We start from the raw sequence: 12,142 nt of genomic DNA, 5'->3' as shown, positions 1-12,142 counted from the left end.
CTTACGAAGATCTCTGAGTTATAAGCTATGGGGATAATGAAAATAACGTAATTCTTTATAAAGATAAAGTTGAAGGATTCCTTCAATTAGAATTGCGAGAATCCTTGTTTCAGCATTTTCTCATCGAAACTTTTCATGCATTCTTCGTCGTTGAGGCATTCCATCAGCGCATTGATCACGAACTCGGACATGTTTTTAGCACCGGTCTCTGGCATTAGTCTAGTTATCTCATCTAGTATTTCATACTTGATCCTGAAACTTACAGTTTTTTTGTCCATGGCAAGGTAATACTAGCAGGCTTTACATAAAAACTTTGCCTACCTAAATCGTGGAGTAAACTCGAGAAACATTAACTTTATGAGGCGGTGACCACGAGGGCCTTCTCCCTCTTTGCCTTATATTCCTCTAGTCTCTCCATCATTTTCTTGATAGCCAATGAAAGCTGGTCCTTGTGGTACTTCCTGACGTGTTCCTCCGTGTCCTCCCTTGCAACCACGGTGTTGCAGAGTTTGCAAGTGTAGACCCCATTGTCGTTTCTTTCCACAATGGGCTCAATACCCTCAGCAAGATACTGGAGGATCGGAATAACCTTCTTCGCCCTGATCTCACTACCGCTCTTCTCAATGATGCGTTGAGCGTATCCTCTAAGCTGATGCTTTGAGATGTTGTACTTGTGGGCAACGATGGCCGGCCCTTCACCTTTCACTAGATATTCCTCTAAGGCGTTTAGTAGATAGTCGCCTCCTCCTAGTATCTTCAAAGAGACATAATTTACGAGAGATTTTATATCAACTGGCTTCATACTTAGCCACTAGAAACTGCTTTAACATTCAGAGTTTAAAAGGGATTGATAAAATTCTATAAATAAAGAACCTGGGACTTATACGTGGTAATTTTGATCTGACCAACGTTGTCCTTAACCTCGCCAATAATCTGTGATGGGACATAGGGGTTTAATTTCCTAAGAACATCCTCGGCGTTGGTTCTATCCACAAAGACTACCATGCCAATACCCATGTTGAAGACCCTGTGCATTTCCTCGTGCGAAATACCAGCTTGTTCAATGGTCTTGAAGATCAGGGGTGGATCTGGGAGGGTCAACTCCAGTGAGTAGTTGGTTATCCTCCTGAGCTTACTGAAGGAACCCCCCGTGATGTGTCCAGCTGCCTTGATGAGTTCCAGAACCTCGAGGACAGGCTTAACGTAGATCCTGGTGGGTTTCAGGAGCTCCTCCTCCCAATCCTTCCACGATAGCTTCCCCTCATCAAGGAGCTTCCTGACCAAGGAGTAGCCATTGGCGTGAACTCCGTTACTAGCTAGCCCAATAATCACGTCCCCGGGAGAAACCTCTTCCCCAGTCTTCAGTTTATCCACAACGCCCAGCGCGGTACAGGACAGATCGAAGCCGTTCACCACATCCTTCATCGCTGCCGTCTCTCCTCCCACTATCTCAGTGTCAGACTCCTTGGCTCCCTGCACCAGTCCCTGGACTATCTCTGATATCACCTCTTCGGATGGCTGGTCCATGGCAATGTAGTCCACTAGGGCAATGGGCTTAGCACCTATGCTAATGAGATCGTTCACGTTCATGGCAACACAATCTATCCCGACGCTCCGATATTTTCTGGCCCTTTTGGCAAGGATAACCTTGGTGCCAACCCCATCCACGTGAATTGCGAGTTTCAACCCGTTTATCTCCACAACACCAGAGTAGTGCCCTGCCCCCAGCACAGTTCTCCTGTACGTTGAGGAGATCGCGGAAGCTATATCCCTGTGTATCTCCTTCAACTTATTTAGGTCAACCCCGGCATCCTTGTACTCACTCACCATAAACCACCATTTGGTGCCCAGTCCGCTGATACGCCCAGGGAGTTCCTCCTAATCCTGTTCTGGTAGGAGTATCTCACGATCTCCGCCTTCTCGGCCTGCTCCCCAAGGGTTCTGCCAATATCAGTTCTATACACCAGCTCGGTGTTGGCTGAAATCATCTTGGTGCATGTGTCCAGCTTCCTGGAGGCCTCCTCAAAGTCCCCGAAGGCCACGAGCTCCAGTGCCCTAGATCCCCTCGTGATCAGTTTCCCACCTTCATATGACACGGAGCCGAAGTACACTAGACATCCCTTCTCCCTCATGGAGTTAACGTCGAGGAAAATCTCCTTCCCAGTGGCCATTTCCCTTCTCAGTGGATAGCCAAGGGGGGCGATAGCTCTCACCACCGTGGGGTCCTCCCTCACCTCAAGCTTAGCCTGGGACAGCTTTTCCTCAGCAGTTAACTGTAGTAAGTAACCGAAGTCTGAGGATATCCTGGGTATGATCGCAGAGGTCTCTGGATCTCCCATCCTGGAGTAGAACTCTATCACGGTTGGTCCCCATAACTCTGTGAGCATCATCTGCCCGGAGATGAATCCCCTGTAGGGCTCCCCAGTCTCCTCGCGAATGGCCCTTGCCGTGTCCTGAACTATCTTGAGCGTTTTCTCGTACTCTTCCTCGGTAATGAAGGGAAGGAGTCTCCCTGGACCTGACACTGATCCCATACCGCCAGTCTCGGGGCCTATTCCGTCTTGGTACGCGTGTTTGTAATCCTGTGCCAGCGGGAGCGGTAGAAAGGTATGTCCGTCAGTGAGAACGTGGAGGGTGTACTCTGGTCCGTCCACTTTCTCTTCAATAATAATCTTAACCTCGTTCTTAACGAGGGAGCCTATCTCATCCACACTCTTGCTTAATGCCCTCCTCTTCTCGTTAGAGAGATAAGCCTGAATATCCGCAACTACTTTAACTCCCTTTCCTCCAACCTGTTCTGCAGGCTTTACGGCAACTGATCCACCGTATTCCACAATGAACCGTGAGGCCTCCTCGAGACTGGTGAAGCTCCTAAACCTCAACCTACCATCTATCTTGTACTTCCACATGAGTTGTCTCATCCACACCTTGGACCGCTCTATCTCAGCCCCTGCCCTGTTGGGGCCTACAACTGGTATTCCATTCCTCCTAAACTCGTCAGCTATTCCGTGGAAGAGTGGATCCTCTGGCCCGACCACTCCAAAGTCAGGGTTGAACTCGCGAATGGCCTTAGCTACGTCCTCCCTTGAGTTTATGTTGCCTTGAACGTACTTTCCACCAGTCCTGTTCACGGCCTCCCTGATCCCTGGGTTCACGTAGGAGGATAGGGCGTACACCCTATACCCCTGCGGAGAGTTGGCTAGGGCCTCTGCCATCGCGTGTTCCCTGGCTCCGTCTCCCACAAGTAGAACCTTCATTCAGATCACCTTCGGATACTTCTTTGTCATGCACCCAGTACACAGGGTGGATCTAGATATTGCCTTAAATAGCCCCTCAAGGGATAACCAGTGAATCGAGTCAGCCCCTAAAACCTTTGCTATCTCCTCCTCTGAGAGATTTGCTGCTATAAGCTCCTTGTCCTCTGGGACCTCTATACCGTAGGGGCAAGCCGAGATGAGCTTGGGACTGCCTATGAGAACGTGGACCTCCTTGGCTCCAAGCCTTCTGAGGCTCATTATGGTGTTTTTCAGCGTGGTGCCCGTGACCATAGAGTCATCTATGAGGACGACCCTCTTCCCAAAGACCGCCCCCTTGATCGGGTTCAGCTTCAGTTGTACTCCCACTATCTTGAGGAAACTATCCGAGGCCAACATGGTCCTTATGGGGCTACCAGTCCTTGTGAAGCCCAGGTCTAGTTGAAGACCAAGTTTCCTGGAGTATCCCACGGCAAAGGGGAGTGCAGTGTCTGGAACCCCTATTACAGTGTCGGCCTTGATGGGTTTCTCCTCTGCCAGTTGTTCCCCGATTCTCACCCTTGTCTCATACACGCTATTCTCGTTAACTTGGCTATCTATCCTCGCTTGGTAAACGTATTCAATGGAGCAGTAAGCCTTCCTCGGTTCCTTGATCTGCCTTGATTTAACGTTGAGGCTCGAAATGGTTACCATCTCACCAGGCTGTATTTCTCGCCTGAAATCGCCCCCTATCACCGACATTGCCACTGGCTCCGACGCAATTATGCCCATATCGAACCCGAAACCTCCCAGGCTCAGTGGTCTAACACCGGTCTCATCCCTATATCCCACGATCTCACCGTCTCTGGTCATGGCAACAAGGGAGAACGCCCCCCTTGCCTCCTCAAGTGCCTTCTCCCTGTCCTTCGTGAAAGCCTTAAGGAAGCTCTCTGGGTCCCTCAGAACTCCGTCCACTGCGATGGCAACCTCGTCGTTGTGAATGGGGTAACCCCTCCTTGACCCCGTATATCCTATCCCTGCCCATCCTTCCAGCTGAAACTCTAGGTCCTCTGGGGATACATCCTTCACCACTGATCTCATGTCTTGATTTAGCATTACCACTCCGCTTGAGGCGTAGCCCCTGTGTTGGAGCCCAACCATGGAGTAGTATAGGAACTTGGACACGTTCCATACCTTATCGAAGGCTAGGAGACCTACTATTCCTGCCATTTTATCACCTTGCGAAAACGCTCTCCAGAGCGGAGAGGTCATATTTCCCCTTGAGGGGATACTCCCCTGTGAAACAGGCCTTACATAGGGTAGTTCTGCCTATGGCCTGAACCATTTCCTCCACAGAAAGGTACTCGACGCTATCCGCGTTAAGCTCACGGGCTATGGCCCTCTCATCTCCTATGTTTGCCACAAGCTCAGATCTTCTAGGGAAGTCGATTCCCATGTAACAGGGAAACCTAATCATGGGGGATCCAATTCTAATGTGAACCTCCCTCGCTCCCGCGCTTCTAAGCGAGTTCACTATCCTCTTCATGGTATTCCCGCGGACTATGGAATCGTCAACGAGTACAACCCTCTTTCCCCTGACGGCCCACTCCACAATGCCGAACTTCTCCTTAAGCACCTCGTTCCTTTTCTCGTCGGAAGGCATGATGAAGGACCTCTTTGAAGAGATGGTCCTTACCAGTGCCTCCTCTAGGGGTATACCGCTGGTCCTAGAGAAGCCCAGGGCTATGGGCCTGGACGAGTCTGGCACAGGCACTACCACATCTCCGTTGGCTGGGTGATTTCTAGCCAGCAACTCCCCTAACTTAATTCTGGATGCATAGACCGAGATTCCGTCTATCTCTGAATCGGCTCTAGAGAAATAAATGTATTCAAAGGCGCACGTAGTCGTCGGAAGGGAGGAGACCCTCTCCCTGACCACTGTATCCCTGGTTATCTTAATTATCTCCCCTGGGTGAACGAAACCGATGACCCTTCCACCCAACTGCTTGATTGCTGAGTCCTCAGAGGAGACCACCTTGTTATCCCCTATTTCGCCTATAACGAGAGGTCTGAAGCCACGCGGATCCCGCATTGCCAAAATTTCGCCCTTGGAGGAGAGAACCAGGAGGGAGAAGGCTCCATCGGCCACATCCATGAATGCCCTCGCGGAGCTCTCCAGGCTTCTCCCTTGAGACAGCTGGTTCCTAAGGAAGGACAAGATAAACTCGGTGTCAGTGGAAAAGTCTCCGTTCTGGAAGTGGTTGGTTATGGTACCGTTAAAGGAAACAGCAATGAAGCCGTCGTCGAGGGGCTGAGCCTCCTGTAGGGTAGTGGAGCCTGTGGTTGAGTACCTCACGTGGCCTATGGAAAAGAGCGACTCCCCTATCTCCTTGGGATCTAGGGCCTCACCCACAAGACCAAGGCCCTTCCTAGTTTGTATCCTGTCCCCATCTATCCAGGAAATCCCTGCGGATTCCTGACCCCTATGTTGGAGGAGCTTTAGTCCTTCAAAGGTAAGCTTCGTGGAGTCAGGCCCGACAACCCCGAAAACTCCACAGTGTTCCCTTGCGTTCATAGCGATCCCTCCAGAAAGGAGTAGTAGTTCTCCACGATAGAGTCCATGGGAAAGGTCTCGTAATCTAGAACGAGCTTGCTCCCATCCTTGGTCACCTTCCCTATGGCCAACGCCTGTATTCCCATCCTGCCAGCCTGGTACATGAACCACTGCGGATCACTGGTGAGGACTAGAAACCTTCCACCGCTCTCCGAGAACATCTTGCCCAGGAGATTTGAGGTACCGATTACCTGGGAGGAGGAGATCCTCACGGAGAATCCCTTAGCTAGGATTGGGAGAAGTGCTCCGGCTAGACCGCCCTTGGAGACATCCTTGTTCCAAGTTATCTTACCCTCGTTTATTCCCTTTATTACCAGGTTCGACGCTATTAGGTCCTCCATTAATCTGGTTTTGGCCACCTCGCCTCCTCCTCCAAATATCCTGGAGAAAAGGGTTCCAGCCAGCTCGTTCCTAGTCTCCCCAATTAGCACTAGATCTCCTTCCTCTACCCTATTTCTGGCCAGCTTGCCCTCAACTAGCCCAGCCATCACCACCAGGGGTGTAGGCTTTATGGGATTACCGTTCTTATCCTCGTTGTGGAACGAGACCTTTCCGCCCACAACGGGTATCGAGAAGAACTTGGAAGCCTCCGATATTCCCCTCACAGCGTCAATGAAGTCCTGATAGACGTGAGGCTTCCTTGGATCGCCAAACTGCAGATGGTCCACAAGGGCTATTCCTCTCGCCCCAACTGTTGCCAGATTCCTGTAGGCCTCTGCTACTATGGCTTTACCGCACTCGTAAGCGTCCTCGGCACATAGGTCCTGATTTGCATCCCCCTTAAGCGCCAGGTATTTCCCATTGGGCAACTCCACAACCGCGCTGTCACCCTGTCCAGGCTTCACCACGGTGGACGTCCCCACCTCGTAATCGAACTGGGAGTAGGCCCACTCCTTGCTCACAAGGTCAGGATGTGTGAGGACTGCCCTCAGTGCCTCGCCTAGGGCGACTTCCCTTTCAGGCTCTCTTTTCCTCGGCTTCCTCTCAGCTGGCCAGACATTGAGTGGGGGAGATAGGAGAAGGTCTGAGGGTAGCTCCGCCACAGGCTCACCATTATACAGGAACCTCACCTTGGGTTCGGCCGTGATCTCGCCTATGTCCTCACAGGGGTAGTTGTACTCCCTGAACTTGGCGCACACGGACTCCACTTTCTCGGGCTTCACCGCAAAGAGCATTCTCTCCTGGGTCTCGGATATTATGATGTCCTCTGGCGAGAGGTACTCAAACCTCAGTGGTACCCTCTCCAGGTTAACCACTGCCCCCAATCCGTTGGCCATCTCAGTAACGGCAACTGCTAGTCCCCCACCACCGAGGTCCTTTATTGCCTCAACCTCCTTGGCGATCTCAAGGGTTACGTCAATGATTATCTTCCCCGCAAAGGGATCAGCTATCTGAACTGCCCCTATCTCATCCATTCCGCTCAATTTCCTAGAGGCAAACGAGGCTCCCCCTAGACCGTCAAGTCCAGTGAAGCCTGCCAACACGAGCCTGAGACCTGGCTCCCGAACCACGCTGGGGACTATGGAGTCTTTGCTCACTATACCTGCGCAGGCCACGTCCACGAGCGGATTATCGTTATACGTTTCGTCGAAGGACAGCTCTCCTCCGACTACAGGTACCCCGACGCTGTTCCCGTAAAAGCCTATCCCTGAGATTATGTTCTTGAGTAGCCACTTCCCCTTGTCATCCAGTTTGCCAACCCTTATCATGTCGAGGAGGGCTATGGGTTTCGCTCCCTTACTTATGATATCCCTTAGGATTCCCCCAACTCCCGTAGCTGCACCGTTGAAGGGATCTATGGCTGAGGGATGGTTGTGGCTCTCAACCTTGAGGACCAGGGCTAGACCATCACCCACGTCCACGGCACCGGCGTCCTGCCAGTCCTCAACGCTCATTATCACGTTGGGACCTGTACTGGGCAAGCTCCTAAGGAATACCTTCGAGCTCTTGTAGGAACAATGCTCCGACCAAAGTGCATCCACAAGCTTCCACTCAGCTTCCTTGGGTTCCCTCCCGAGAACCCTCCTCACTACCTCCATCTCAGTCTTGGATAACGTGAGGATCATTTCCCAAACACCCTCAGTATCTCGAGTCCGTCCCTTGACCCGTCTGGGGAAATAGAGGGAAAGGAAGCCCTTTCTGGGTGTGGCATCAACCCAAGGACGTTCCCTGCCTCATTTGTCACCCCAGCTATGTTTAGGATGGAACCGTTGGGGTTCGCCTGGGGAGAGGGCATTCCCCTTTCATCAACGTACTGGAAAACCGATAGCCTAGACGCTAGCTCCTCATCGTCCAAGTAGTATCTCCCCTCAGCGTGCGCTATGGGCATGAAAAGTACGTCCTTGCTATCCTTGGTGAATGGGGTATCCTTTCTCCTGACCCTTATCCTAACCCATTTGGTAATGAACCTAAGGTTAAGGTTGGGGAGAAGAGCTCCCTTGAGCAGTCCCGATTCCACTAGAATCTGGAATCCGTTGCATATACCCAAGACAAGCTTTCCTTGATCGGCCATCTCCCTTATTCCCTTCATGGCTTCACTGTTGGCGGCAATGGTTCCAGCCCTTAGATAATCGCCGAAACTGAAACCCCCAGGGATGACTACGCCGTCATACCTATCTGGGTCAAGGGAGTTGAATTTGACTACCTCTGCTTCCGCGCCCACCTGTTTCAGGGCCTTCACGACGTCAAGCTCGCACGTTGTGCCTGGAAACTTAATTACTGCCGTCCTCAACGCGCTCAGCCCTCACCACAATCTTGTGAACTATGGGATTGTACAACCTCTTACTCTCAGCAAGTCTCCTCGTCAAATCCTCTGCCTCTTCTCTAGATGAGGCTTCCATGGTTACAACAACGATTTTACCCACCCTTACATCAGCAACCTTCCCGGGCATTGTGGAGTCGATTACGTAGCGCTTAAGTGTCTCCCCCTCTGGGTCCCTCACTCCATCCTTGTTAAGTATTATCAACTCAACCTTGTACATCATGCTACAGACCTCAGCCTATCTAGAAATTCCACGTAGGATGCCTTCACTTGATCCAGGGGGTACCCCTTTCTGTAGAGGTCCTTATCCAGGATCCTTCCTGTGGGATCCCTCACCCTCATGGAATCCAGGGAGATTTCGTCTCCCACCACTAGTCTACCGTTGACTCTCCCGAACTCCAACTTGAAGTCGTATAGGATTAGACCCATCTTGGAGATCACCTTCGACAGCGTTTGATTAACCCTCACCATGACCTCCTCCACAAGTCTGGCCTCTTCCTCGTTCATGAGCTTCAGGTGTCTCATGTGGTGATAGTTGAGAAGGGGATCGTGACGCGCGTCGTCCTTGAGAAAGAACTCGACAATGGGAGGGTTAAAGGCCTCCCCCTCTTTTATGGGTAACCTCTTTACGATGCTCCCCGTGGCGTAGTTCCTCAATACGACCTCGACTGGTATCATGGCCAGCCTCTTGACAATCATGGTTCTCTCATCCTTCATTCCCACGTAATGTGTTTCAATCCCATCTCTCTCCAGTAACCTGAAGAGTAGAGCTGAGGTCTGGGCGTTTAGGATGCCCTTTCCATCTATTATATCCGCCTTCGCCCCATCCCCAGCCGTTACAGAATCCTTGAACCTAAGGAGAACGTGCTCGTTATCAAGGGAAAAGACCTCCTTTGTCTTTCCCTCTGAAATTTTCTCCATAACAACATTTACGTAGTTAGCTTAAAAATTCGTCTCTAACCCTGTTGAACATTTACTTGAACAAGTAAACTCAGCTATTAAACGATAGGAGTACTGGTTCACGCATGGAAATCACAATAGAGGATTTTCAAAAGGTCGAGATGAAAGTTGGGGTTGTTGTGGAGGCAGAAAGGATAGAGGGGACCAGGCTTCTAAAGCTCAAGATAGATCTTGGAGGGGAGACAAGACAGATAATATCTGGAATTGCTGAATATTATACGCCGGAGCAAATGGTGAACAGGAGGGTGATAGTGCTCACCAACCTGAAGCCCAGGGTGATAAGGGGATATGAAAGTCAGGGAATGATCCTGGCAGCAGGATGTAAAGAAGATGAGCAAAAGGGCGTGAAGCCAGTTCTTCTCGCGCCTGATGGGGACGTGCCCCCAGGTACTAGGATATGTTAAATCCCTTTGAGAGGCTTAGACCCTTACCCAGCGTGGACAGCTTCGTGGAGTCTGAGGCAAAGAGGCTCGGCTCCATAGGAGGGAAGACCGTCAAGGAGAGGGAGATAAGGAGGTTAAAGGACTATAGGGACAGAATAGAGGTTTACGTGAATTTCGTGAGGGCCTTCCCAAGAGTTGACGAACTTCACCCCTTCTATAAAACGTCATTGGAGATAGCCTCTGGATCCCTTGATAGGGTGAAGATGTGCCTCTCCGCAATATCCAGACACGCGAACATGGCTCAACGCATGCTTGAGAAATACATGGTAATGATCAAGAGAGAACCTGAGGAGAAAGCGAACTCTTTGATGAGGGCTGGATTTGGCAGGGCTAGTTCCATCTTGAGGAGGATGAACGAGTGCGTTGAGTGGATCTCTGGGGTCGTTACAGTAGTATCCAAGGGAAAGGCAATAGACCCTGAGCTTCCCACGGTAATGGTTGCTGGACCTCCAAACGTTGGGAAATCCACGTTAGTTTCTAAGATATCCTCTGCCAGGCCTGAGATAGCTAACTATCCCTTCACTACCAAGGAGATTCACGTTGGTCACATGGACTGCGGTGTCAAGGTTCAGGTGATAGATACTCCTGGAATTCTGGATAGGCCTGACGCTGAAAGGAACGTTATAGAGAGGAAGGCAGTGAACGCGCTGAGGAACCTGAACGGTCTCATCGTCTTCCTCTTTGACGTATCAACTTCCTCAATTTATGGGGCTGACGAGCAACTCAACATCATGAGGGAAGTGAAGTCACTGGGCAAACCTGTAATCCTTGCCATGAACAAGATAGATGCTGTTGACGAAAACATGAGGAGAGAGATACTATCGCGGGTGGGGGACAAGGTCCTGGAGATTAGTTCAGAACAGGGAACGGGAATCCCTGAGCTAAAGAGGGAGATTTTTAACTGGCTTAAGTCAATTTCACAAGATCCAAGTGCGGTACTGGATTGTTGAGATATTCACGTCGATACAGGGGGAAGGACTAGTCATAGGAAAGCCCTCAAACTTCGTGAGGTTAGCTGGATGTAATCTCCGTTGCGTTTGGTGCGACACCAAGTTCTCGTGGATAAGGGAGGACGGCGTACCCATGGAACTTGAGGAAATAACTGGCAAGTTGAGCAGGTCCGTTAAGTGGACCACAATCACTGGCGGAGAACCTCTTCTGCAGGACATCTTGCCCTTAGCCTCAACCCTGAAGAACCTGGGTTACAACGTCGCTGTGGAGACGAACGGAACGATAAAGCCAAAACAGGAGCTGAGGAAGATTGTGGACGTGTTCTCCGTGTCCCCCAAACTATCTAACTCGGGGCATAAGTTAAGGTATGACTTCTCCGAGGATTGGGCCACATATTATAAGTTCGTCATAGTAGAACCCAATAGGGACCTCAGGGAGGTGAAGAACTTCGTTGAGGAGCACAGGATAGATCCCGAGAAGGTCATTGTTCAACCAGACGGTAATAGACAGGACTACATTCAAGCTCTCAAGGAACTGTCAGACGCTGTTATGGAGCTGGGACTCCCCTTCAGGGTTCTCCCCCAACTTCACAGAATTATTTCCTATAGATAGAATTGCCTCCCTTAACTGATCCTTCTTCTCCTTCCCCTTGGCAAGGATCTCGTTTGCTACCTTAACAATTTCCTCCATTTCCTCCAGGGTTGGGGGAACCTTGTCCTTTAGGAGGTGGACCATCCTTATCCCAGTTCTGAGTTCCACCAGGACTCCCTTGCGATTCTCCACTAGGATTCCGCTGTGCTTGAAGCCAACTTCTCTAGCGGTTTTCAGAATAGTCCATGCCTCCTCGTAGTCCTTTGTGTAAGCGTGAAGAATAGGACCTTGGACAATGAGCCACAACCTTCTCATGTGTTTCCTCTCAATTATCCTAAGCAACTCGTCGCTTGGAAGCATGAGATGGTTCTTGTATATGACCGAGGAGTCTTTCCTGCTCCATGGGTAGAAGGAATCTATGACGGTTATTCTCCCACTGCAACTACTGTAGGTAAACGTCTTCTCCCTCCCCATGAAGGCCTCTAGAAGATCCCAGATATCAGGGTCCAGATACCCTATCTCCCTATCCCTAAGCAGTCTGGCCCTAGCTTCCTCCTTGAACCTTATCCATTCGGAATCATTAACCATA

The 12,142-nt window shown here is 50.7% G+C and carries 14 protein-coding genes; 3 read left to right on the top strand and 11 right to left on the bottom strand.

Going from position 1 to position 12,142, the window contains the following annotated elements; genetic code table 11:
• Positions 1–86: 86 nt before the first annotated feature.
• The 10 genes from MSED_RS10175 to purC form a co-directional block, all read right to left on the bottom strand.
• Entirely contained in the window at positions 87–278 is a 192-nt protein-coding gene (locus MSED_RS10175; protein WP_012021913.1) for a hypothetical protein, read from the bottom strand.
• Positions 279–355: 77 nt separating this feature from the next.
• On the bottom strand, positions 356–802 hold the full coding sequence (locus MSED_RS10170; protein ID WP_012021912.1) for a hypothetical protein: 447 nt from the start codon (positions 800–802) through the stop codon (positions 356–358).
• A 56-nt stretch (positions 803–858) separates the two neighbouring features.
• Complete coding sequence (gene purM, locus MSED_RS10165) at positions 859–1,830, bottom strand: phosphoribosylformylglycinamidine cyclo-ligase (RefSeq protein WP_012021911.1); 972 nt, start codon at positions 1,828–1,830, stop codon at positions 859–861.
• Positions 1,824–3,257, bottom strand: coding sequence for a phosphoribosylamine--glycine ligase (gene purD / locus MSED_RS10160; RefSeq protein ID WP_012021910.1), 1,434 nt, complete (start codon positions 3,255–3,257; stop codon positions 1,824–1,826). Before purD ends, purM begins: the two co-directional genes overlap by 7 nt.
• A complete protein-coding gene (locus tag MSED_RS10155) occupies positions 3,258–4,463 on the bottom strand; it encodes an amidophosphoribosyltransferase (RefSeq protein ID WP_012021909.1) in 1,206 nt (401 codons plus the stop codon).
• Positions 4,464–4,467: 4 nt separating this feature from the next.
• The gene (purF, locus tag MSED_RS10150) at positions 4,468–5,808 is read right to left on the bottom strand and encodes an amidophosphoribosyltransferase (RefSeq protein WP_012021908.1); all 1,341 of its coding nucleotides are present in this window, start codon (positions 5,806–5,808) and stop codon (positions 4,468–4,470) included.
• Positions 5,805–7,913, bottom strand: coding sequence for a phosphoribosylformylglycinamidine synthase subunit PurL (gene purL / locus MSED_RS10145; RefSeq protein WP_012021907.1), 2,109 nt, complete (start codon positions 7,911–7,913; stop codon positions 5,805–5,807). Before purL ends, purF begins: the two co-directional genes overlap by 4 nt.
• Positions 7,910–8,578: a phosphoribosylformylglycinamidine synthase I gene (gene purQ, locus MSED_RS10140; RefSeq protein WP_012021906.1), complete on the bottom strand. Its 669-nt coding sequence runs from the start codon at positions 8,576–8,578 to the stop codon at positions 7,910–7,912. Before purQ ends, purL begins: the two co-directional genes overlap by 4 nt.
• Positions 8,559–8,831, bottom strand: a complete 273-nt coding sequence (locus MSED_RS10135; RefSeq protein WP_012021905.1) for a phosphoribosylformylglycinamidine synthase subunit PurS — start codon at positions 8,829–8,831, stop codon at positions 8,559–8,561. The genes purQ and MSED_RS10135 overlap by 20 nt, the downstream gene beginning before the upstream one ends.
• The gene (gene purC, locus MSED_RS10130; protein WP_012021904.1) at positions 8,828–9,529 is read right to left on the bottom strand and encodes a phosphoribosylaminoimidazolesuccinocarboxamide synthase; all 702 of its coding nucleotides are present in this window, start codon (positions 9,527–9,529) and stop codon (positions 8,828–8,830) included. The genes MSED_RS10135 and purC overlap by 4 nt, the downstream gene beginning before the upstream one ends.
• Before the next feature lie 104 nt (positions 9,530–9,633).
• Between purC and metG the strand changes: the two genes are divergently transcribed.
• Genes metG through MSED_RS10115 form a run of 3 tightly spaced genes read left to right on the top strand, consistent with a single transcriptional unit; the run spans position 9,634 to position 11,574 of the window.
• A complete protein-coding gene (gene metG / locus MSED_RS10125) occupies positions 9,634–9,972 on the top strand; it encodes a methionine--tRNA ligase subunit beta (RefSeq protein WP_012021903.1) in 339 nt (112 codons plus the stop codon).
• Positions 9,966–10,961, top strand: coding sequence for an NOG1 family protein (locus tag MSED_RS10120; protein ID WP_012021902.1), 996 nt, complete (start codon positions 9,966–9,968; stop codon positions 10,959–10,961). Before metG ends, MSED_RS10120 begins: the two co-directional genes overlap by 7 nt.
• Positions 10,942–11,574, top strand: coding sequence for a 7-carboxy-7-deazaguanine synthase QueE (locus MSED_RS10115; protein WP_012021901.1), 633 nt, complete (start codon positions 10,942–10,944; stop codon positions 11,572–11,574). Before MSED_RS10120 ends, MSED_RS10115 begins: the two co-directional genes overlap by 20 nt.
• Here MSED_RS10115 and MSED_RS10110 read toward each other — a convergent pair.
• Positions 11,500–12,141 (bottom strand): tRNA(Phe) 7-((3-amino-3-carboxypropyl)-4-demethylwyosine(37)-N(4))-methyltransferase, encoded by a 642-nt coding sequence (locus MSED_RS10110; RefSeq protein ID WP_012021900.1) that lies wholly within the window; start codon positions 12,139–12,141, stop codon positions 11,500–11,502. The two genes, MSED_RS10115 and MSED_RS10110, sit on opposite strands and share 75 nt — an antisense overlap.
• Between the last annotated feature and the right edge of the window lies 1 nt (position 12,142).

The organism is Metallosphaera sedula DSM 5348, assembly GCF_000016605.1.
GTDB lineage: Archaea > Thermoproteota > Thermoprotei_A > Sulfolobales > Sulfolobaceae > Metallosphaera > Metallosphaera sedula.
This window is presented reverse-complemented; position numbering and strand designations above follow the sequence as displayed.